The organism is Bordetella genomosp. 13 (assembly GCF_007679965.1).
GTDB lineage: Bacteria > Pseudomonadota > Gammaproteobacteria > Burkholderiales > Burkholderiaceae_B > Bordetella.
In genome coordinates this window covers 205,852-226,331 of record NZ_VEHL01000003.1, presented here as the reverse complement: position 1 = coordinate 226,331, position 20,480 = coordinate 205,852, and the positions used below count along the sequence as shown (strand labels likewise).

The following is a 20,480-nucleotide window of genomic DNA, read 5'->3' as shown; positions in this document are numbered from 1 at the left end:
CGTCCCGGAACGAACCCACCGACCTGGAAACCACCATCATGAACCACACCTACTTCTGCATCGACGGCCACACCTGCGGCAATCCCGTGCGCCTGGTCACGGGCGGCGCGCCCGCCCTGCAGGGCAACACCATGATCGAGCGCCGCGCCCATTTCGAGCGCGACTTCGACTGGGTGCGCACGGCGCTGATGTTCGAGCCGCGCGGCCACGAGGTCATGTCGGGCACCATCCTCTATCCGCCCACCCGGCCGGACTGCGACGTCGCCATCCTGTTCATCGAGGTCAGCGGCTGCCTGGCCATGTGCGGCCACGGCACCATCGGCACCGTCACCTTCCTGATCGAGCACGGCCTGGTCACGCCCCGCGAGCCCGGCGTGCTGCGCCTGGACACGCCCGCGGGCCTGGTACTGGCGCACTACGAGATGGACGGCCGCCACGTGCGCTCCGTGCGCCTGACCATCGTGCCCTCGTTCCTGCACTCGCGGGACCTGTCGGTCGAGGTGGACGGCCTGGGCGAGATCCGGTTCGACGTGGCCTACGGCGGCAACTTCTACGCCATCGTGGAAAGCCAGCCGAACTACCGCGACCTGGAAGACTTCACGCCTTCCGACATCCAGCGCCTGAGCCCCATCCTGCGCCGCAAGGCCAACGAGAAGTACCGCTTCGTCCATCCCGAGACGGAGGCCATCAACGGCCTGTCGCACGTCATGTGGACGGGCACGCCGCAAGGCGCCGGCGCATCGGCGCGCAATGCCGTGTTCTACGGCGACAAGGCCATCGACCGCTCGCCGTGCGGCACGGGCACCTCGGCCCGCATGGCGCAGTTGGTTGCCAGGGGGCAGCTGGACATCGGCCAGGCCTTCGTGCACGAGAGCATCATCGGCACGACCTTCAACGGCATGGCGACCGAGCGCGTGCGGGTGGGCGAGTACGACGGCATCCGACCGACCGTCGAAGGCTGGGCGCGGGTGACGGGGTTGAACACGATCTTCGTGGATGACCGCGACCCGCTGTACAAGGGCTTCCTGCTGAAGTAGGCGGGCAGGCAATCGCAGCGACGCATTCATTCAAGCATCCGGAGAACGAGCACATGGGTCATGCCGTCATCGTCGGCGCGGGTATCGTCGGCCTGGCTTGCGCCCTCGCGGCGCAGCGGCGCGGCTGGCGGGTCACGCTGGTCGATCGCGACTTCGAGGGCGACCGCGCCTCGCACGGCAACGCGGGGGGCATCGCCGTGTCGGAATGCGTGCCGCTTTCGCTGGCCGGCATGGGGTGGAAGCCGCTGAAGTGGCTGCTGGACCCGCTGGGGCCGCTGGCCATCCGGCCCGGACACGCGCCGAACCTGCTGCCCTGGTACATGGCCTTGCGCCGGGCCTCGACACCGCTCAACCATGCGCGGATCGGCGATGCGCTGGCCGCGCTGAACCGGCGATCGCTGGCGGACTTCGAATCGCTGCTGGCCGAGATCGGCCTGTCCGGCGACCTGCACAAACGCGGCGCGCTGACGGTGTACGAGACCGAGGACGGCTATGCGCGCGAGCAGCACGCCTGGCAGTTCAAGCGCGAGCGCGGCGTGCGCTGGCGCCCGGTGTCCCGCGACGAACTGCGGCAGCTGGAGCCGGGGCTGGCGCCCGTGTTCGCGCATGCGGTCATGCTGGAAGACTGGGCGCACATCGACGATCCCAGGCGCATCGTCGACCGGCTGCGCGACCACGTCGCGGCGCAGGGCGCGACGTTGCTGGCGGGCGACGCCGTCGGGCTGGCCCTGGATGGCGTGGGGGCGCAGGCCGCCAGCGTGACGCTGGCCGGAGGAGGCAAGATATCCGGCGAGCGCGTCATCGTCGCCGCCGGCGCCTGGTCCGCGCGCCTGGCCAGGTCCATCGGCGACCGCGTGCTGCTCGAAAGCGAGCGCGGCTACAACACCACGCTGCCCGGCAGCGCGACCCTGCTGAACCGCGAAGTCATCTTCGCCGAGCGCATGTTCGTGGCCACGCCGCTGGCAATCGGCCTGCGCATCGGCGGCGCGGCCGAGTTCGCCGGCCTGGACGCGCCCGCGAATTACCGGCGCAGCGACGCGCTGCTGCGACTGGCGCGGCGCTACCTGCCCGGCCTGGACGAGCGCCATGCCCGGCAATGGATGGGCAACCGGCCCACCACGCCCGATTCGCTGCCCGTGATCGGACCGTCCGCACGCGGCGACCGCGTGCTGTATGCCTTCGGCCATGGACACCTGGGGCTGACCCAATCGGCCACCACGGCGGAACTGGTCGCGGACCTGCTGGACGGCCGCCAGGCCGCCATGGACCTGCGCCCGTACGCCGTCACGCGGTTCTGAGGCTGCGCCGCCGCGGCCCCGCCGCACGCACCGGGACGCCGGACGACGAGGCGTTCCCATCGCTTTCCCGGGCCGTACCGGAACGGCACCCCGGTATGGCCGACATGGTCGGTGCCTTGCGCGGATGGAATCTCCATCATGAAAACCTTGCCTCAACTCGTAGTGCTGCTCCTGGCCGGCGCCGCGGCCGCTGCAACGGCCGCCCCGCCGTATCCCGCGAAGCAGGTGGAACTCGTGGTCGCCTACCAGCCCGGCGGGGGCAGCGACAACACCGCCCGCGCCATCGCGGACGTGGCGCGTCAGCATCTGCCCCAGCCGGTCTACGTCTCGAACAGGCCCGGGGCCAGCGGCTCGATCGGCTGGTCCTATGTGCTGGCGGGCAAGCCCGACGGCTACAAGGTCCTGCTGATGAATCCCGAGATGCTGTTCGTGCCGCTGATGGGCATCGGCAAGGCGACCATCGCCGACTTCCAGCCCGTGGCCCGCTTCACGGACGATCCCTCGTCCATCACCGTGCGGGCCGACGCGCCCTGGAACACCATCGAGGAGTTCATCGCGTACGCCCGGGCCAATCCCGAAGCCGTCACCGTCAGCAACGCCGGCAACGGCACGATCCCGCACCTGGCCGCCGCGGCCCTGGGCAACAGCATCGGCGCCACCTTCACCCACGTGCCGTACCAAGGCTCGTCGCCGGCCATCATGGGCCTGCTGGCCGGCGACGTGAAGGCCACCACGGTGGCCTACGCGGAGCTGCGGCAGTACGTGGAAAGCGGCAAGCTGAAGCCGCTGGCCGTCATGTCCGCGCAGCGGCTGCCCGCGATTCCCGACGTGCCCACGTTCAAGGAGCGCGGCCACGACCTGCAGTTCAGCGTGTGGCGCGGCATCGGCCTGCCCAAGGGCGCGCCGGAGGAAGCGCTGGGCGCGTGGCGCGAGGTGGCGCGCAAGGTGTACGACACGCCGGCCTTCCAGAAGTCGGTCACTTCACAGAACCTCACCCTGTCGTGGGCCGACACCCCGGCCTTCGCGGCGGACATCGACAGGCAGAACGAGACCTTCAAGGCGCTGGTACGGAAACTGGACCTGAAGCCGTAGGCGCGCGGCCAGCGGCGCGCGGCCAGCGGCGAGCGGCGAGCGGCGAGCGGCGAGCGCCGCCAGGCATCCGGCCCGGCGGCGCCCATGCCGGGCACATTGCGCAACCTCTTCCACCTGAGTTATAAATGATAAAGATTCTTATTCGATAATTACGAACGTCCGGACCGCGCCTCGCCGCGGCGCCCCATGCCCGTCGCCGATCTTCCCGCGCAGCACGATCTGCACACGCTCTACAGCGATCACCACGGCTGGCTGTCCGGCTGGCTGCGGCGCAGGCTGGGCAACAGCTTCGACGCGGCCGACGTGGCGCAGGACACCTTCGTCAGCGTCATGACCGGCGACGCGACGGTGGCGATCCGCGAGCCGCGCGCCTTCCTGGTGACCATCGCGCGCCGCCTGCTGGCGCATCGCCATCGCCGCCAGCTGCTGGAAACCAGCTACCTGGAGATGCTGGCCGCGCTGCCCGAGCCCCTGGCGCCCTCGCCCGAAGCCCAGGCCCTGGCCATCGAGGCCCTGCAGGAGGTGGACCGCGTGCTGGACGGCCTGCCGCCCAAGGTGAAGGAAGCCTTCCTGCTGGCCCACCTGGAAGAGCTCAGCTACGCCGACATCGCTGCCAGGCTGGGCGTGTCCACCAGTTCGGTCAAGCAGTACCTGACGCGCGCGCACCGGCAGTGCCTGTTCTGCCTGTCGGCCTAGAAGAACCCGCGTCGGTCATGCCTGCCGCCTCCTGTACGCCCTCGACGAATCCGCCCGCCGCCCCGCGGGACGCCTCGCGGCCCATGGCCGGCGGCCAGCCCATCCGCGAGGCCACCGCAGACGCGGCCGCCGAATGGCTGACCGTGATGCTGTCCGGCGAAGCCACCGACGACGACCACGCGCGCTGGCAGCAATGGCGCGCCGCCGATCCCGAGCACGAACGCGCCTGGCAGCACATCGAGGCCGTGATGGCTGGCCGGCTGGGCGTGCTGCAGCGCCATGCCGCCTACCAGGCGCTGTCGCCCTACGCCGGCCCCGCCGCGCGCGGCCGCCGGCAGGCGCTGCGCCTGCTGGCGTGGGGGGGCGTCCTCGGCGGCACGGCGCTGCTGGCTTCGCACACGCAGACCTGGCATCGCATCGCGGCCGACTATCGCACCGGCACGGGCGAGCAGCGCGGCATCGCGCTGGCCGATGGCACCCGCATCCTGCTGAACACCGCCAGCGCCATCGACGTCCGGTTCGACAGCCACACGCGCCTGGTAGCGCTGCTGGCCGGCGAAGCCATGATCGCCACCGGCCATGCCCCGATCGATGGCGTACCCGATCCTCGCCCTTTCATCGTGCAGACCGGGGAAGGCCGCGTGCGCGCGCTGGGCACCCGCTTCGCCGTGCGCCAGGACGATGGCCGCACCCTGGTGGCGGTGGCCGAAAGCGCCGTCGAGATCGCGCCGGCCGCCGCCCAGGACCAGACCCGGCTGCTGCGCGCGGGCGAACGCACCGCCTTCACCCGCCTGGCGGTCGACATGCCGTCGGCCCTGGCCGAGTACGACCTGGCGTGGACCCGCAGCCAGATCGTGGCCGAGGACGCGCGGCTGGCCGACTTCCTGACGGACCTGGCGCGCTACCGGCCGGGCCTGCTGCGCTGCGACCCGGCCGTGGCGGACCTGCGCGTGTCGGGCGTCTTCCCGCTGGACGACACCGATCGCGTGCTGGCCATGCTGCCCAAGGTGCTGCCCGTGCAGGTCCGGCAACGCACCCGCCACTGGGTGACGGTCGAAGGCCGCGGCTGATTTCCTCCCGCCTCGAGAATTTTTCGGCGCGGACTGCCCGATCCGCTTTCTCGCGGCACATATCCCATGAGGACTTCATTCCAACCGCCAAATTTATGGGGAAACCATGCGGATCGCCGGGCGCCGTGGTGCGCGTCTCAATCAATCTTCCAACCGCCGCACGCCCGGCCATGCCCGGCTGCGGCCGGTGGCGCATGCCCTGGCCGCCGCGACGTGCGGCCTGGCGCTGTCGGCCGCGCTGCCGGCCGCTGCCCAGGCGCAGGCCCAGGCGGCCGCGCCGGACCGCGCTGACGCGCAGCAGGACTTCGACATCGCCGGCGGTCCCCTGGCCCCGGCGCTGCGCAGCCTGGCCAGTTCGGCCAACGTGCTGCTGACCTTCACCGAGGACCAGACCCGCGGCAGGACCACGGGCGGCATCCACGGCCGCCATACGCCGCGCGCCGCGCTGGCGGCGCTGCTGGCCGGTACCGACCTGCAGGCGGTGCGGCAGGACAACGGCGGCTATCTGCTGCGTCCGGCGCCCGCCACCGCCAACACCCTGCCCGCGGTGCGCGTGGTGGGCAGCGCCCTGGCCGAGGCCACCACCGAAGGCAGCGGCTCTTACGCCGCCACGACGGCCACGGTGGGCAAGGTTCCGGTGCCGATCCGGGACATCCCCGCGTCGGTGTCCGTGCTGACGCGCCAGCAGATGGACGACATGAACGTCTCCACCATCCAGCAGGGCCTGCGCTACGTCACCGGCGTGGGATCCACGGACTACGGCGACGGCACGGCCTATTACCGGGCACGCGGCAACCAGATGGGCATCGAATTCGACGGCGTGTCCATCATGAACGGCCTGCAGTACCAGCAGCAGTTCGACATGGCCATGTACGACCGCGTGGAAGTGCTGCGCGGCCCGGCCGGCGTGACGGACGATGCGCTGGGCCAGCCCGGCGGCACGGTCAACCTGGTGCGCAAGCGTCCGCAGGACGAATTCCACATGGCCGGCGAGACGCAGGCCGGCACCTTCGGCAGCCTGCGCCAGATGGTCGACGTGACGGGTCCGCTGAACGAGGAAGGCACGCTGCGCGGCCGCGCGGTCGTGGCCGGCAGCAACGCGCTGCAGTCGGTCGATGGCACGCGCAACAAGAACCTGATGGTCTACGGCGCGCTGGATTACGACTTCTCGCCGCGCACCACGCTGTCGCTGTCCGCGGGATACCAGGTCAACTCGGTGCACGGCGTGGACTACGGCGCGGCCGGCGTTTTCGACTCCACCCTGACGGCGCTGGTCGGCCGAGTGCCGGGTTCGTATTCGGACAACTACAGCCCGGACTGGAACTGGTCCAACGTCAGGACCACGGAGGCGAACGCGGACCTGACGCACCGCTTCGACAACGGCTGGACCTGGGGCACGACGGCCTTCTACCGCCACGGCGAACTGCGGTCGAAGTACGCCTATTCCGGCCCCGGCGCCACGCAGCAGGGCCTGGCGCGCTTTGGCGACCAGGCGCAATACGGCGAATTCAACTGGTTCGGCCTGGACACCCACGCCTCGGGCCCCATCCAGGCCTTCGGCCTGACGCATACGCTGACGATGGGCGCCAACTACTCGCAGCTGGCCAATACCGACAAGCGCGGTTTTCGGGTCGTGGCGGGGCCGTACCCGGGCGGACTGTTCAGCCTGTACAGCCCCAACGACGTGCCCGACGTCGACGTGCCCTACACTTTCGGCAGCAAGGGCCGCATGGAGCAGTACAGCTTCTACGGCCAGGCGCGCGTGAAGCTGGCCGAGCCGCTGACGCTGGTGCTGGGGGCCCGCGAGACCTTCCTGCAGCAGCGTTCGCAGTCCGTCATTCCCACGCCGCAGGACTGGGAGACCATCGCCCGCGTGAACCACCGTTTCCTGCCCTCGGCGGGCATCGTGTGGGACGTCACGCCGTCCACCACGACCTACGCCAACTTCTCGCGCTTCCTGACGGCACAGGCCAGCACGGACTACACGGGCGCCATGCTGCCGCCCCGCACGGGCGAGCAATACGAAGTGGGCGTGAAGAACGCGTTCTTCGAGAACCGGCTGAACACCACGCTGGCGCTGTTCCGCATCAATGACGAGAACCGCGCGGTCGGCGATCCCGACCATCCGGCCGGCAGCATTCCGGGCGGCCGCGCGCGCAACCAGGGCGTCGAGCTGGAAGTGTCGGGCCAGCCCACGCCGAACTGGAACGTGACGGCCGGTTATACCTACCTGAACGTCCGGTACGACAACGACGAACCGGATCTGACCGACGGCACGGATCCCAGGCACCTGTTCAAGCTCTGGACGAACTACAAGTTCACGGAAGGCGTGCTGGACGGCTTCAGCGTGGGCGGCGGCATGCTGGCGCAAAGCGCCATCACGCGCGGCGTCACCCAGGGCGGCTACGCCATCTACAACGCGCAGGTGGGATACCGCTTCAATCCGGACGTGGAGCTAGCGCTGCAGGTGAACAACCTGTTCGACCGCGATTACTACATCCGTCCGCCCAGCCGCTTCTACAGCGTGTTCGGCGATGGCCGCAACGCGATGCTGACGCTGCGCTATCGGATGTGACGCGGCGCGCGACCCGGGCGCGCACGCGAAGGCAGGCGCAGGCCCGGCGAACCGAGGCGCGCGGCTAGAACTTCTGGTCGCGCAGCAGCTTGGCCAGTTCCGGCGCCGTCATCAGCGCGAGGCCCTGCGTCCTCGCATACTGGATGGCGGTGTCGGAGACCTCGCCCAGCGCGATGAAGATGGCCTCGCGGGCGCCGCGCTTCTCGCGCACGGCCTGCAGCTCGCGCAGCGGCTCGATGCCGATGCGGGCCGCCTTCCAGCGCTTGGCGCTGACGATGGCCTCGTTGCCGTCCTTGGTCAGCGAGAAATCCGCGCCGGCCGTCTGCAGGCGCTGCACCTGGCAGCCGTCGCGCGTGAAACCGGCCTCGGCCAGGGTCGAGAACGTGGCCCAGGACATGCCGGCCGCAGCCTGCGCGACCGCCTGCACGCGGGCGTCCGAAGGATTGCGCCATTGCTTGACCGCGGCGACGATCGCCACCACCACGAAGGGGATGGCGGCGAACACGCCCATCGCCGCGAACTCGACCGGCAGCGCGGCGAAGCCGCCCACGCTCAGCAGCACGGCCACGCCCGCGCTCCACCACCACGGAGAACGTGACAGCCTGGCGAAGATGGAATTCTGGAATCGGGTGCTTTTCATGGCGGCTCGCGGCGTGGCGGTGTTGGGGGTGGCGGCGGGCGTGCCGCGTCAATCCTCTTGCACGGCCGGATGCGCGCGCACCACGATGCGCACGTCGCCGCACGTGACGATCTGGCCATCGCGGATCTTGGCGGTCTTGCGCGTCTCCAGCACGCCGCCCACGCTGACGTACCCTTCCGCCACCAGCATCTTGCCCGCGCCGCCGCTGTCGCAGACGCCGGTGGCCTTCAGCAATTGGTTGACTTCGATGTAGGGGCTGCCTTCGGCAAGCGTGAATTCGATGATGGGCATGCGGGTTCCGGATGAGCCGCGCCCCGTGCGGGCCCGGCGCCAGCATGATACTCGACCGCCGTCCGGCCCCTTTTCAGCGGTAATACGTGCAGATCCGCTGCCCGTCCAGCTCGTGCACCGAGATGGGCAGCTCGTACAGGGCCTGCAGCACCTCGGGGCGGACGATCTCGCCGGGCGTGCCCTGGCACGCGACCCTGCCCTGCTTCAGCGCCACGATGCGGTCCGCATGGCACGAGGCGAAGTTGATGTCGTGCAGCACCAGCACCACGGTCTTGTCCAGCTCGTCGGCCGCGCGGCGCAGGATGCGCATCATGGCCACCGCGTGCTTCATGTCCAGGCTGTTCAGCGGCTCGTCCAGCAGCACGTAGCGCGTGTCCTGGCACAGCACCATGGCCACGAAGGCGCGCTGCCGCTGGCCGCCCGACAGCTCGTCCAGGTAGCGGTCGGCCATGGGCGCAAGCGCCAGGTAGTCGATGGCGCGGTCGATGTGCTCCTTGTCGTCCAATGTCGGCCGCCCGCCCGTGTGCGGATAGCGCCCGAAGGCAACCAGGTCGCGCACCGTCAGGCGCAGCGGCAGGTGATTGTCCTGCCGCAGGATGGACAGGCGGCGCGCCAGCTCGCGGCTGTCCGCGCGGGCCACGTCCAGGCCGTCCACACGCACCTGCCCCGACGACGGCGCCAGCAGGCGGCTCATCATGGACAGCAGCGTCGACTTGCCCGCGCCGTTGGGCCCGATGATGGCGGTGATGCCGCCGGCGGGCAGCGTCAGGGTGACGTCGTCCACCACCACGCTGTCGGCGTAGCGCTTGGTGACTGCTCGGATCTCTATCATCTACGCCCCCTGCGCAGGACCAGGATGAGGAACATCAGGCCGCCGGCGAACTCGATGACGACGCTGACGGTGGTGTTCAAAGCCAGCACCCGCTCCAGCAGCGCCTGCCCGCCCACCAGGAACAGCACGCCCAGCAGCACGGCGGCCGGCACGGTATGGCGGTGCCGGTCGCTGCCCATGGCGTGATAGGCCAGGTTGCTGACCAACAGGCCGAAGAAGGTGACGGGACCGACCAGCGCCGTGGACACCGACACCAGCACCGCGATGCAGGCCAGCGTGGCCAGCAGCGTGCCGCGATAGTCCACGCCCAGGTTGACGGCGATGTCGCGGCCCATGGCCAGCACGTCGTAGCGCCGGCGCATGCGCCAGATCACCAGCGTGACGGCAAGCGCCGCGCCCGCCGCGATGGGCAGCAGGCCCAATCGCACGGCGTTGAAGCTGGCGAACATGCGGTCCTGCAGCATCAGGAATTCGTTGGGATCGATCAGGCGGATGGCGAAGCCCGACAGGCTGCGGAACAGCAGCCCGAACACGATGCCCACCAGCATCATCAGATGCAGGCTGCGCACCTCGCCCGAGAACAGCCAGCGGAACAGCAGGCAGGCGAAGCCCGTCATGGCGCCAGCTTCCAGCAGGAACTTCCAGACCGGATCGTCGGTGGCCGTGGCCGACAGCCCGAAGCCGTAGATGACAAGCGCCTGGATCAGCACATAGAGCGCGTCGAAGCCCATGATGGCGGGCGTCAGGATGCGGTTGTGCGTGATGGTCTGGAACAGCACCGAGGACACGGCCACGCAGTACGCCACCAGCAGCATCGCCAGCAGCTTGCCGCCGCGAAACGGGATGACGAACGACCACTGGCCGTTGGCGCCCAGCGTCATGAAGGCCAGGCAGCACAGCACGGCCAGGGCGGCCAGCCAGCCCAGGCGCGCTTCGGGAGACAGGGATTGCAGCACTTTAGCCAAGACGCGTCTTCCGGCTGCGCAGCAGGCACAGGAACAGCGCGCTGCCGATCACGCCCACCACCACGCCGATGGGCACTTCATAGGGATACAGGACCAGGCGCCCGATGATGTCGCAGGCCAGCACGAAGCCGCCGCCCAGCACCGCGACCCACGGGATGGCGCGCCGCATGTTGTCGCCCATCACCAGGCTGACGGCGTTGGGCACGATCAGGCCCAGGAACGGAATGCTGCCCGCCGTCACCACCGTCATGGCCGAGATCGCGCAGACGATCAGCAGGCCCGCCAGCGTGAGCCGCGCGTGGTTCAGGCCCAGGTTGGACGCGAACGCGCGGCCCATGCCCGCCACGGTATAGCGGTCGGCCGTCAGCCAGGCCAGCCCGGTCAGCGCGAAGCCGATCCACAGCAGCTCGTAGCGGCCGCGCAGTACGCCGGAGAAGTCGGCGACCGTCCAGGCGTGCAGCGACTGCAGCAGGTCGTAGCGATAGGCCACGAAGGTGGTGACCGCGCTGATCACGCCGCCCAGCACCAGGCCGATCAGCGGCACGATGAACGGCGTGCGCAGCGGCACCCGGCGCAGCAGCGCCAGGAACAGCAGCGTGCCGGCCAGCGCGAACACGGTGGCCACCAGCATCTTGCCGATGACGGGGATGTCGGGCATCGCCAGCGTCACCACCAGGATGCCCAGCGTGGCGGACTCCAGCGTGCCGGCCGTCGAGGGCTCGACGAAGCGGTTGCGCACCAGCATCTGGATGATCAGCCCGGCCACCGCCAGCGACATGCCGGCCAGCAGCAGGGCCAGCGTGCGCGGCACGCGGCTGACCAGCAGCAGCTTCCACGTGCGGGCCGCGTCGGGCCCGCCCAGCAGCGCGCCGAACGAGAAATCGCCCGCCCCCAGCCCGATGCTGGCCACGCACAGCACCACGAGCAGCGCCGCCACCAGCGCCAGCCCGCCCCACCCCTGCAGATACGACCGCAACGTCACCCGCGCGTCCCCGCAACCGCCTTCATCGACAGCAACTCCTAGTCCAGCGCGCGTGCCAGTTCATCGACGTTCTGCTGCATGCCGGTCAGGCCGGCGCTGCCCAGCAGATACCAGTCGTAGGCGTTCAGGTACACCACGTGCCCCGTGCGCCACGCCTTGGTCGCGTGCACCAGCTCGTTGTCCAGCAGGCGCTTGGCGGAGACGCCTTCGCGGCCGATGGCGGCGTCGCGGTCGATCACGAACAGCCAGTCGGGATCGTTCTGCACCAGGAACTCGAAGGACACCGCCTGCCCGTGGTTGGACACATTCAGGCCGGGCACCGCGGGCTTCACGCCGAAGGCATCGTGGATGATGCCGAAGCGCGAGCCGGGGCCATAGGCGCTCATCTTGCCGCCCGTGGTCAGCAGGATCAGCGCGGTGCCCGCGTTGGCAGCCTTGGACTTGAGCGCCGCGACCGAGTCGTCCAGCGCCCGGATCTTCCGGCTCGCCACGTCCTGCTTGCCGTACAGGCCGCCCAACAGTTCGGTATTGCGCTTGACGCTGCCCAGCAGGTCCTTGGGATCGACGGTCAGGTCCACCGTGGGCGCCAGCTTCGCCAGCTCGTCGTACTTAGGCGCCGAACGTCCCGCCACGAAGATGACCTGCGGCGCCGCCGCGTGGATCACCTCGTAGTTGGGCTCGAACATCGAGCCCACCTTGAGGTAGCGCTTGTCCTGGTATTGCGCGAGCTGCGGCGGCAGCTTGGCCGCGGCCGGCAGGCCGGCCACGTCGACGCCCAGCGCGTGCAGCGTGTCCAGCACGGCCAGGTCCATCACCACGGTCTTGGCGGGATCGGCCGGCACGGCGGTGACGCCGCGGGCGTGCTTGACCTCGACCGTGGCCTGCGCGGCGGCCAGCGCCGGCGCCAACGCCAGGGCGGTGGCGGCAAGCCAGCGGCGTGCGCAGCGGCGGGTATGTGTTTGCATCGTCATTGCGGGTGCTCCCTGCTCCATGTTCAGAACTTCATGCCCACGCCCAGCCAGTAGCGGCGGCCGTCTTCCACGTAGGCGTAGTCGTCGTAGCCCACGTCCTTGTCGAACAGGTTGTAGATGCCGGCGTACACCGACACCATCTTGTTGACGGCGTACGAGCCGCCCAGGTCGACGAAGGTGTAGGAAGGCGCCACCACCGACGAGGACGACGGGCCGGTGATGGGCTGGCTTTCCTTGCCGCGGTAGTTCACGCGCGCCCAGGCCTGCAGCGCGTCGGAGGCCTGCCAGTTGACCGTGGTGGTGAACAGGTGGCGCGGCAGCTGGTTCAGCGGCTGGCCCTTGTACTGGCCCGACTTCTGCTCCGAATCCGTGTACGTGTAGCTGGCCGTGAGAGACCAGGCGCGGTCCAGCGGCAGGCGCATGCTGGCCTCCACGCCGCGCGACACCGCCTCGTCGACGTTGAGGTACGTGGTCGGATTGGAACCGAACTGGTTGGGGCCTTCCGTGCACTGCGACAGCGGGCAAGCCACGCGGGTGATCTTGTCCTTGAAGTCGTTGTTGAACAGGGTCAGCCCGGCATTGAAGCCCGCGCCGTCGTCGTACAGCAGGCCGATCTCCTCGGTGACAGACTTCTCGGGCTTCAGGTCGGGGTTGCCGTACATGTTGCCGCCCCGGCTGACCTGGCCCCAGCCCGCCACGGTCTGGCGCAGGTCCGGCGCCCGGAAGCCCGTGGAGACGCCGCCCTTCAACGTCCAGCGCTCGGCCAGGTGCCACACGCCGTACAGGCGCGGGCTGAAGTGGTCGCCGAAGTTCTCGTCCTTGTCCATGCGCAGGCCGCCCGTCAGCGCGAAGCTGTCGGTCAGGCGCCATTCGTCCTCGGCGAACAGCGCCCACTGGTAGCGCTCGACGTGGCTGGGTCCGCCCGCCAGCTGGTTGCCGGTCTGGTCGTCCAGGCTCTGTTCCAGGAACGAGCCGCCCACCGACAGCATGTGGCTGCCCAGCGGCACCGACCAGCTGGTCTTCAGGTCGGTGTTCTTGATCTTCATCTGGCGCGAGCGGTTGTCGAACTCTTCCTGCTGCACGTACGAATCCGACACGGCCCAGCCCCAGCGGCCGGTATGCGACAGCGCCCACTTGTTGCTGCGGTAGTCGGTCTCGGACGAAGCCGGGCAACCGGTGCGCCCGCACGCCACGCCGGGCGCCAGCGGTTCGACGGTCTTGCCCAGCGTGTTCTCGTACTTCTGGCGCGAGTGCGTGGCCTCGAGCACGATGTCGTGGTCGCGCGTCGGGGTCAGCGCCAGCTTGGCGGTCACCGTGCTGGCGGCGCGCTGGCGAAAGCCGTTGTAGATGTCGTCCTCGTCGCGCTGCGTGCCCTGGCCGTAGATCTGCAGGCCCAGCAGGTCGTTCTTGATCGGGCCGGCCAGGTAGAAGTTGCCCTGGTAGATGTCGCCCGACTTGCTGCTCTCCTGGATGGTGGTGTCCATGCGGATCTCGCCGCCCCAGGCCTGCGGCACCTTGCGCGTGATGATGTTGATCACGCCGCCCATGGCGTCCGAGCCGTACAGCGAGGACATCGGCCCGCGCACCACCTCGATGCGCTCGATGGCGGCCAGCGGCGGCGACCAGCCGCCCTCAACGCCCGGGCCGTCGGAGTTGGTGCGGGTCTCGCGGGAGTTCTGGCGCTTGCCGTCGATCAGGATCAGCGTGTATTGCGAGGCCATGCCGCGCAGGCTGATGTCCTGGCGGTCGGCGCCGCCCGTGACCACCACGCCCGGCACGTCCAGCAGCGCGTCGGTCACGTCACGGTAGAACTTCTTTTCCAGGTCCTGGCGCGTGATCACGCTGATGGAGGCCGGCGCATCCTGGATCTGCTGCGCGAAGCCGCTGGCCGTCACCACCACGGTGTCCAGCGTCCGCGTGTCCGCATCAGCCTGCTGCGCCCAGGCGGCGCCCGCCACGCCCCAACCCGCCGCGCACAGGGCGGCGGCCAGCCGCGTGCGCGGACCCAGGGCCATGCCGCGCCCGCCCGTATTCTTGCTGCTCATTCTTCTGCTTCTCCTGTTACCCGGTCCGCACGCCCCCCGGCCCGCGGTTCCCCGTGCAAATGCACTTATGAATGAAAACGATTCTCATATTAGAATTTGACTGTAAGGATTGCCGCAACGCGCTTTCCCCAACTTTTATCTTCTTTGCACTTCTTCACACAGCGCCGCCGCCGGCACGGGACAGACAGGCGGACGGCCGCAGGAAGCATCGACATGGCCTACGCTCCCCCCACCGCGACGCGCCGCGTTCTGCTCATCGACGACGATGTCGAACTGGCGCAGATGCTGCGCGAATACCTGGAACCCAGCTGCTGCCAGCTGACGCTGGCGCACACCCGCGCGCAGGCCCTGCCCCTGCTGGCGCGCGACGACTTCGACCTGACGCTGCTGGACCTGATGCTGCCCGACGGCAGCGGACTGGACCTGCTTCGGCAATACCGGGCGGGTTCGCGCCGCCCGGTCATCATGTTCACCGCGCACGGCGGCGAGACCGACCGCGTGCTGGGCCTGGAACTGGGCGCCGACGACTATCTGGCCAAGCCCTTCAGCCCGCGCGAGCTGCAGGCCCGCATGACGGCGGTGCTGCGGCGCTTCCAGGAAACGCCTGCGGCGGCCGCGCCCGGATTGTCGGTGGGCGCGCTGTCGCTGGATCCGGCCACGGGCCTGGCCCGCATGGGCGTAGAGGAAGTGGCGCTGACGGGCGCCGAGCAGCGCATCCTGGAAGTGCTGATGCGCGCGCCGGGCCAGGTCATCGCCCGCGAGCAGATCGGCCAGTACGCGCTGGGCCGGGCGCCCGACCGCTACGACCGCAGCATCGATACCCACATCAGCAGCCTGCGCCGCAAGCTGCGGCTGGACAGTCACCCCGAGGCGCCCGCCATCCGCAACCTGCGCGGCGTGGGCTACATCCTGGCCGGCGCGGCCTGATGGGCCGCTTCATGGTCCGTTCGCTGTACTGGCGCGCCTTCCTGTCGGTATGGGGCGCGATGGCCGTCATCGTCGCCTGCGGCATGCTGCTGACGGCGGCGGCCGCATGGTATCGCTTCAATTCGCTGGACGGCCTGAGCCCCGGCGGCCTGGCGCGCGAGGCGCAGCAGGTGGCGCGCACGCAGGGCGCCGAGGGCCTGGAGCGCTGGATACGCGCCATGTCCGAAAGCTATTCGGCGTTGAACATCTACGTGGTGGACAGCGAGGACCGCGACCTGCTGGGCCGCCGCCTGCCGCGCCGCCTGGACGACTGGCTGAACGCCTACCGGTCCTCGCAGGACGCCGTGTCGATCCCAGAGGAACAGCAGCAGATGCGCGAACAGCCCGGCGTGCGCGCGTCGTGGTGGGAGCCGCAATGGCTGCGGCTGCCCGATGGCGCCACCCTGCTGATGCTGTACCTGCCCTTCGATTCGTCGCACTGGGAACTGCTGAGCTTCACGCCCGTGGTGGTGGCGCTGCTGGCCTTCGCGCTGGCCGTGACGGCGCCGCTGTGCTGGGCGTTGACCCGCCACATCACGCGGCCGCTGCGCACCCTGCGCGAAGCCACCCGCGCGCTGGCGCAGGGCCGGCTGGACGCCCGCACGCCGCCCGAACTGGCGCGGCGGCGCGACGAACTGGGCCTGCTGGCGCGCGATTTCGACGGCATGGCGGACCGGCTGCAGTCCCTGGTCGACACGCGCGAGCAGCTGCTGCACACGGTGGCGCATGAGCTGCGCTCGCCCCTGGCGCGGCTGCGGCTGGCCACCGAGCTGGCGCGCCGCGACGACGATACGCTGGCGCTGCAGCTGGACCGCATCGAGCGCGAATGCGAACGGCTGGATGCCCTGGTCGGCCACACGCTGCAGCTGGCGCGGCTGTCCGCCCTGGACACGCCGCGCGCGCCGGTGGACCTGAGCCATCTGGTGGACGCCCTGGTGCAGGACGCGCGCTTCGAGGCCGGCGCGCAGCGCATCGGCATCGCCTGGACCGCGCCGGCCCCGCTGTGGGTCAGCGGCGACCCGCAAAGCCTGGCCAGCGCCGTCGACAACGTGCTGCGCAACGCCTTGCGCTACGCCGGCGCGGCCGCGGCCATCCACGTGGCGCTGCACGCCGACGAGGGCCGACTGTTGCTGGATATCGAGGACAACGGTCCCGGCGTGCCGGCCGAGCACGTGGGCAACCTGTTCGAACCGTATTTCCGCGTGCCGGGCGCCGCCTCGCGCGCCAAGGGCGCGGGCCTGGGACTGAGCATCGCGCGCGCCGCAGTGGAGGCGCACGGCGGCAGCATCCGCGCGCGGAACCGCAAGCCGCGCGGGCTGGTGGTAAGGGTCGAGCTGCCGCAGGTGGTGGCGCAGGCCATCTGAGCCATCTAGTGAATTCCCTTGACGGAATATTCCCTTGAAGGAATAATTCAACGAATGAATGACAAGCGCAGCGGGAAACGATGGCTTGAGAAGTTGAGTATACGGATGAGTTTGAGCGTGGTGGCTGACACTGTCCACTACGGAGCAAGAGTCGGTGGCGGCTTCCGTAGGCCTGCTGGAAGCAAGGGGACCAAGCCTCGAGTTTCCTCACTCCAGCGGAATCAATGGATCAAGGCATGACCACATGCGGGAGTTGAGAACCCAGTCTGGTGGCAATCCTATACGGACCCTCTATGCATTCGACCCGAGACGCACAGCAATCTTGCTGATCGGTGGAGACAAGACGGGAGATGAACGCTGGTACGACAGACACATCCCCTTGGCCGACCGACTCTACGACGCGCACCTGGCTGAACTAAGGAAAGAAGGGTTGATCAATGGCAAAAAAATTTGAAGCGCTGCGGGCTGCCATGCCCTCCGCGTCGCGGGCTCGCGCGAAGGCTGCGACAGAACAAATGCTCAGCGAAATGCCGCTTCAGGAACTGAGGCAAGCCCGTGGCCTGTCTCAAAAAGTGTTGGCCGAAATACTGCACGTTCAACAGCCGTCCATAGCAAAGATGGAAAAGCGGACGGACATGTATATTTCCACGCTGCGTAGCCACATAGAAGCCATGGGCGGCCAATTGGATATCGTTGCCCGGTTTCCGGACGGGGCCGTCAGGATCAGCAATTTCTCGGAATTGGGTGAAACGACCGTTCTTGAGACTTGATCTGCTGGCTCGATTACCGCAGCCGCCTCACCCTTGCCAAAATCAGGACCCGGCGGCGATGGCGGCCAAACGAGGAAGCACCCGTAGCGCCGTTGCTCCCGTTCCAGCCATTACAGCCTCGACGGACGCGTTACGAAGCTCCGCCAGCGACGCTGCGATACCCGCCACCTGATGCGGCGCGTTGCGGCGGTCCGGCTCGTGCAGCCACGCGGGCGGGATGTCGGGCGCGTCGGTCTCCAGCACCAGGTGCGCAAGCGGCAGCTCGGCCGCGTGCCTGCGGATCTGCAAGGCGCGCGGGAACGTCATGGCGCCGCCGATGCCCAGCGCGCAGCCCTGGTCGATGAAGCCCTGCGCCTGCTGCGCGCTGCCGTTGAAGGCATGCGCGATGCCGCCCCGCAGTCTGGGCTTGCGGCGCAGGTGCTTGAGCACGATGTCCTGCGAACGGCGCACGTGCAGCAGCACCGGCAGGCCGAACTCGGCGGCGATGTCCAGCTGGGCGGCGTAGAACTGTTCCTGCCTGTCGCGCTGCGCGCCGCTGGCGATCTCTTCCACGAAGAAGTCCAGCCCGATCTCGCCGATGGCCACGAAGCGCGGATCGTCCATGGCGGTGGCCACGGCCTGGTGCAGCGCGTCCAGGTCTTCGTCGCGCGACTGCCGCACGAAGAGCGGATGGATGCCCAGCGCGTAGGCGCCGCCCGGCGTGGCGTGCGCCAGGTCGCGCACGCCGTCGAAATTGAAGCGCGCGATGGCAGGAATGACGATGGCCCGCACGCCGGCCTGCTCCGCCCGCTGCCCGATCTCGGCGCGGTCGGCGTCGAACTCGGAGGCGTCCAGGTGGCAGTGGGTGTCGATCAGCATGAAAAAGGTCGAGCAAGCCTCGTGCCCGTCAGCCCGGCACCAGGTCCTGCACCAGCTTACCGCGTTCCATGTGCAGTTGCCGGTCCGCGCGCGCCGCCAGCTCGCGGTCGTGCGTGACGATGACGAAGGCCGTGCCCGACTCGCGGTTCACGCGCGCCAGCAGGTCGAACATGCCGTGGGCGGTATGGCGGTCGAGGTTGCCGGTGGGCTCGTCGGCCAGCACGCAGGCCGGCCGCGTGACCAGCGCGCGCGCCAGCGCCACGCGTTGCCGCTCGCCGCCGGACAGCTGTCCCGGGAAGTGGCCTTCGCGCGCCGCCAGCCCCACCTGCGCCAGGACCTCGCGCGCGGCCGCGCGGGCGGACTCGCGCGACTGGCGCCGCACGATCAGCGGCATGGCCACGTTGTCCAGCGCCGAGAACTCGGGCAGCAGGTGGTGGAACTGGTAGACGAAGCCCAGGCTGCGGTTGCGCAGCTGGCTCTTGGCGGCTTCGCCCAGGCCCTGGGCGGCCACGCCGTCCACGGTGACGCTGCCGCTGGTGGGTACGTCCAACAGGCCCAGGATGTGCAGCAGCGTGCTCTTGCCGGAGCCCGACGCGCCGATGATGGCGACCATCTCGCCGCGCTGCACCGTCAGCGAAACGCCGCCCAGCACCTCGATGCGGGCAGGCCCCTCGTCGTAGATCTTGGCCAGGTTCTCGGCATGCAGGGCGGGCGAGGTCTTGTCGCCGTGGAGATTCGTTTGGCTGTCAGTCATGGCGCAATACCTGTGCCGGTTGCAGGCGCGACGCGCGCCAGCTGGGATAGAGCGTGGCCAGCAGCGACAGCACCAGCGACGTGACGCCGATGGTGACGATGTCCGCGGCCTGCGGATCGGACGGCAGCGCGCTGACGAAATACACCTCGCGCGGCATGAACTGGATGCCGAACAGGCGTTCGATGAAAGGCACGATGACGTCGATGTTGTAGGCCAGCAGGATGCCCCCGCCCACGCCCACGATAGTGCCGATGACGCCGATCAGGGCGCCCTGCACCAGGAAGATGCGCGCGACCTCGCCGGGCCCCGCGCCCAGCGTGCGCAGGATGGCGATGTCGGACTTCTTGTCCTTCACGGCCATCACCAGCGAGGACAGCAGGTTGAACGCGGCCACGGCCACGATCAGCGCCAGGATCAGGAACATCATGCGCTTCTCGGTCTGCACGGCGGCGAACCAGGTGCGGTTGCTCTGCGTCCAGTCGCTGGCCTTGACCCCCTCGGGCAGCGCCTTCTGCAGCTCGGCCGCGATCTCGGGCGCGCGCTGCATGTCGTTCACGCGCAGCCGCACGCCGGCCGTGCCGCTGTCGCGGAACACGCGCGCCGCGTCCTCGGCGTTGATGAAGGCCAGCGTGGAATCGTATTCGTAGTGGCCCGACGAGAAAATGCCCACCACCGTGAACTGCCGCATGCGGGGCGTGAAGCCGGCCGGGCTGATGGAGCCCTGCGGCGCCAGCATCAGCACCGTGCTGCCGACCCGCAGCCCCAGCCCGTTGGCCAACTGGTCGCCCAGCACCACGCCGTAGCTGCCGGACGCCAGCGCCGCCAGCTTGCCGCTGCTGATCTGGCGCGGCAGCTCGGACACGGCGCCCTCGATGGCCGGATCGATGCCGCGCACCTGCACGCCGCGCAGCGCCTGGCCGCGCACCAGCATGCCCTGCGCCGCCACGAAGGGGGCCTCGCCGATGACGGCGGGATTCTTCTTCGCATCGCCGGCCAGCGTCCGCCACTGCGCCAGCACGGCCTGGGAAGTCTCGCCGGGCTGCGACAGCTCGACGTGGGGCAGCACCGACAGCATGCGGTCGCGCACTTCCTTCTGGAAGCCGTTCATGACCGACAGCACCACGATAAGCGCCGCCACGCCCAGCGCGATGCCCACCATGGACGATCCGGCGATGAAGGACACGAAGCGGTCGCGCCGTCCGCGCCGGCCGCGCGCCGAGACCAATCCCGCGTAGCGGGCGCCGATCCAGAATTCGTAGGGAATCTTCAGCATG

Annotated in this window: 19 protein-coding genes and 1 pseudogene; 10 read left to right on the top strand and 10 right to left on the bottom strand. The window is 69.3% G+C overall.

Annotated elements, in window-relative coordinates; genetic code table 11:
- Positions 1 to 38: 38 nt before the first annotated feature.
- The 6 genes from FS845_RS09735 (at position 39) to FS845_RS09710 (ending at position 7,768) form a co-directional block, all read left to right on the top strand.
- Entirely contained in the window at positions 39 to 1,037 is a 999-nt protein-coding gene (locus FS845_RS09735; RefSeq protein ID WP_144633628.1) for a 4-hydroxyproline epimerase, read from the top strand.
- Between the two features lie 53 nt (positions 1,038 to 1,090).
- A complete protein-coding gene (locus tag FS845_RS09730; RefSeq protein ID WP_144633625.1) occupies positions 1,091 to 2,335 on the top strand; it encodes an NAD(P)/FAD-dependent oxidoreductase in 1,245 nt (414 codons plus the stop codon).
- Between the two features lie 138 nt (positions 2,336 to 2,473).
- Entirely contained in the window at positions 2,474 to 3,427 is a 954-nt protein-coding gene (locus tag FS845_RS09725; RefSeq protein WP_144633622.1) for a tripartite tricarboxylate transporter substrate binding protein, read from the top strand.
- A 186-nt stretch (positions 3,428 to 3,613) separates the two neighbouring features.
- Complete coding sequence (locus FS845_RS09720) at positions 3,614 to 4,123, top strand: sigma-70 family RNA polymerase sigma factor (protein ID WP_144633619.1); 510 nt, start codon at positions 3,614 to 3,616, stop codon at positions 4,121 to 4,123.
- Positions 4,124 to 4,140: 17 nt separating this feature from the next.
- On the top strand, positions 4,141 to 5,193 hold the full coding sequence (locus FS845_RS09715) for a FecR domain-containing protein (protein WP_260986227.1): 1,053 nt from the start codon (positions 4,141 to 4,143) through the stop codon (positions 5,191 to 5,193).
- Positions 5,194 to 5,299: 106 nt separating this feature from the next.
- Complete coding sequence (locus FS845_RS09710) at positions 5,300 to 7,768, top strand: TonB-dependent siderophore receptor (RefSeq protein ID WP_144633616.1); 2,469 nt, start codon at positions 5,300 to 5,302, stop codon at positions 7,766 to 7,768.
- Positions 7,769 to 7,832: 64 nt separating this feature from the next.
- Here FS845_RS09710 and FS845_RS09705 read toward each other — a convergent pair whose 3' ends face one another.
- The 7 genes from FS845_RS09705 to FS845_RS09675 form a co-directional block, all read right to left on the bottom strand.
- On the bottom strand, positions 7,833 to 8,408 hold the full coding sequence (locus FS845_RS09705) for a restriction endonuclease (protein WP_144633613.1): 576 nt from the start codon (positions 8,406 to 8,408) through the stop codon (positions 7,833 to 7,835).
- Between the two features lie 48 nt (positions 8,409 to 8,456).
- Positions 8,457 to 8,699 (bottom strand): RNA-binding S4 domain-containing protein, encoded by a 243-nt coding sequence (locus FS845_RS09700; protein WP_144633610.1) that lies wholly within the window; start codon positions 8,697 to 8,699, stop codon positions 8,457 to 8,459.
- Positions 8,700 to 8,772: 73 nt separating this feature from the next.
- Positions 8,773 to 9,531, bottom strand: a complete 759-nt coding sequence (locus FS845_RS09695; protein WP_144633607.1) for an ABC transporter ATP-binding protein — start codon at positions 9,529 to 9,531, stop codon at positions 8,773 to 8,775.
- On the bottom strand, positions 9,528 to 10,412 hold the full coding sequence (locus FS845_RS09690) for an iron chelate uptake ABC transporter family permease subunit (RefSeq protein WP_260986249.1): 885 nt from the start codon (positions 10,410 to 10,412) through the stop codon (positions 9,528 to 9,530). The genes FS845_RS09695 and FS845_RS09690 overlap by 4 nt, the downstream gene beginning before the upstream one ends.
- 76 nt (positions 10,413 to 10,488) lie before the next feature.
- A complete protein-coding gene (locus FS845_RS09685) occupies positions 10,489 to 11,478 on the bottom strand; it encodes an ABC transporter permease (protein WP_144633604.1) in 990 nt (329 codons plus the stop codon).
- A 38-nt stretch (positions 11,479 to 11,516) separates the two neighbouring features.
- Complete coding sequence (locus FS845_RS09680; protein ID WP_144633601.1) at positions 11,517 to 12,449, bottom strand: siderophore ABC transporter substrate-binding protein; 933 nt, start codon at positions 12,447 to 12,449, stop codon at positions 11,517 to 11,519.
- 23 nt (positions 12,450 to 12,472) lie between these two features.
- Positions 12,473 to 14,494 carry a ligand-gated channel protein gene (locus tag FS845_RS09675; RefSeq protein WP_144633598.1) on the bottom strand — a complete coding sequence of 674 codons (2,022 nt, stop codon included), beginning with the start codon at positions 14,492 to 14,494 and terminating at the stop codon, positions 12,473 to 12,475.
- Between the two features lie 213 nt (positions 14,495 to 14,707).
- Here FS845_RS09675 and FS845_RS09670 point away from each other — a divergent pair, with 213 nt between their 5' ends.
- The 4 genes and pseudogenes from FS845_RS09670 to FS845_RS09655 all read left to right on the top strand — a co-directional run bounded on the left by FS845_RS09670 (position 14,708) and on the right by FS845_RS09655 (position 17,594).
- Positions 14,708 to 15,421 (top strand): response regulator transcription factor, encoded by a 714-nt coding sequence (locus FS845_RS09670; protein ID WP_144633595.1) that lies wholly within the window; start codon positions 14,708 to 14,710, stop codon positions 15,419 to 15,421.
- Complete coding sequence (locus FS845_RS09665; protein ID WP_144633592.1) at positions 15,421 to 16,824, top strand: ATP-binding protein; 1,404 nt, start codon at positions 15,421 to 15,423, stop codon at positions 16,822 to 16,824. The genes FS845_RS09670 and FS845_RS09665 overlap by 1 nt, the downstream gene beginning before the upstream one ends.
- 89 nt (positions 16,825 to 16,913) lie before the next feature.
- Positions 16,914 to 17,278: pseudogene (locus FS845_RS09660) on the top strand (type II toxin-antitoxin system RelE/ParE family toxin); the annotation flags it as partial.
- Positions 17,262 to 17,594 (top strand): XRE family transcriptional regulator, encoded by a 333-nt coding sequence (locus tag FS845_RS09655; RefSeq protein WP_144633589.1) that lies wholly within the window; start codon positions 17,262 to 17,264, stop codon positions 17,592 to 17,594. The pseudogene FS845_RS09660 and the gene FS845_RS09655, both read left to right, overlap by 17 nt.
- 42 nt (positions 17,595 to 17,636) lie before the next feature.
- On the opposite strand, the gene FS845_RS09650 is transcribed toward FS845_RS09655, so the two are convergent.
- Genes FS845_RS09650 through FS845_RS09640 form a run of 3 tightly spaced genes read right to left on the bottom strand, consistent with a single transcriptional unit; the run spans position 17,637 to position 20,479 of the window.
- Positions 17,637 to 18,452, bottom strand: coding sequence for a TatD family hydrolase (locus tag FS845_RS09650; protein WP_144633586.1), 816 nt, complete (start codon positions 18,450 to 18,452; stop codon positions 17,637 to 17,639).
- A 28-nt stretch (positions 18,453 to 18,480) separates the two neighbouring features.
- Positions 18,481 to 19,206: an ABC transporter ATP-binding protein gene (locus FS845_RS09645; protein ID WP_144633583.1), complete on the bottom strand. Its 726-nt coding sequence runs from the start codon at positions 19,204 to 19,206 to the stop codon at positions 18,481 to 18,483.
- Positions 19,199 to 20,479: a lipoprotein-releasing ABC transporter permease subunit gene (locus tag FS845_RS09640; RefSeq protein WP_144633580.1), complete on the bottom strand. Its 1,281-nt coding sequence runs from the start codon at positions 20,477 to 20,479 to the stop codon at positions 19,199 to 19,201. Before FS845_RS09640 ends, FS845_RS09645 begins: the two co-directional genes overlap by 8 nt.
- Position 20,480: the final 1 nt, after the last annotated feature.

Coding starts and splice junctions, on each gene's coding strand:
- FS845_RS09655 (WP_144633589.1), top strand. CDS start 17,262: ATGGCAAAAAAATTTGAAGCGCTGCGGGCTGCCATGCCCTCCGCGTCG.
- FS845_RS09705 (WP_144633613.1), bottom strand. CDS start 8,408: ATGAAAAGCACCCGATTCCAGAATTCCATCTTCGCCAGGCTGTCACGT.
- FS845_RS09715 (WP_260986227.1), top strand. CDS start 4,141: ATGCCTGCCGCCTCCTGTACGCCCTCGACGAATCCGCCCGCCGCCCCG.
- FS845_RS09640 (WP_144633580.1), bottom strand. CDS start 20,479: ATGCTGAAGATTCCCTACGAATTCTGGATCGGCGCCCGCTACGCGGGA.
- FS845_RS09665 (WP_144633592.1), top strand. CDS start 15,421: ATGGGCCGCTTCATGGTCCGTTCGCTGTACTGGCGCGCCTTCCTGTCG.
- FS845_RS09725 (WP_144633622.1), top strand. CDS start 2,474: ATGAAAACCTTGCCTCAACTCGTAGTGCTGCTCCTGGCCGGCGCCGCG.
- FS845_RS09695 (WP_144633607.1), bottom strand. CDS start 9,531: ATGATAGAGATCCGAGCAGTCACCAAGCGCTACGCCGACAGCGTGGTG.
- FS845_RS09650 (WP_144633586.1), bottom strand. CDS start 18,452: ATGCTGATCGACACCCACTGCCACCTGGACGCCTCCGAGTTCGACGCC.
- FS845_RS09710 (WP_144633616.1), top strand. CDS start 5,300: ATGCGGATCGCCGGGCGCCGTGGTGCGCGTCTCAATCAATCTTCCAAC.
- FS845_RS09700 (WP_144633610.1), bottom strand. CDS start 8,699: ATGCCCATCATCGAATTCACGCTTGCCGAAGGCAGCCCCTACATCGAA.
- FS845_RS09730 (WP_144633625.1), top strand. CDS start 1,091: ATGGGTCATGCCGTCATCGTCGGCGCGGGTATCGTCGGCCTGGCTTGC.
- FS845_RS09735 (WP_144633628.1), top strand. CDS start 39: ATGAACCACACCTACTTCTGCATCGACGGCCACACCTGCGGCAATCCC.
- FS845_RS09720 (WP_144633619.1), top strand. CDS start 3,614: ATGCCCGTCGCCGATCTTCCCGCGCAGCACGATCTGCACACGCTCTAC.
- FS845_RS09680 (WP_144633601.1), bottom strand. CDS start 12,449: ATGACGATGCAAACACATACCCGCCGCTGCGCACGCCGCTGGCTTGCC.
- FS845_RS09670 (WP_144633595.1), top strand. CDS start 14,708: ATGGCCTACGCTCCCCCCACCGCGACGCGCCGCGTTCTGCTCATCGAC.
- FS845_RS09690 (WP_260986249.1), bottom strand. CDS start 10,412: ATGACGCTGGGCGCCAACGGCCAGTGGTCGTTCGTCATCCCGTTTCGC.
- FS845_RS09675 (WP_144633598.1), bottom strand. CDS start 14,494: ATGAGCAGCAAGAATACGGGCGGGCGCGGCATGGCCCTGGGTCCGCGC.
- FS845_RS09645 (WP_144633583.1), bottom strand. CDS start 19,206: ATGACTGACAGCCAAACGAATCTCCACGGCGACAAGACCTCGCCCGCC.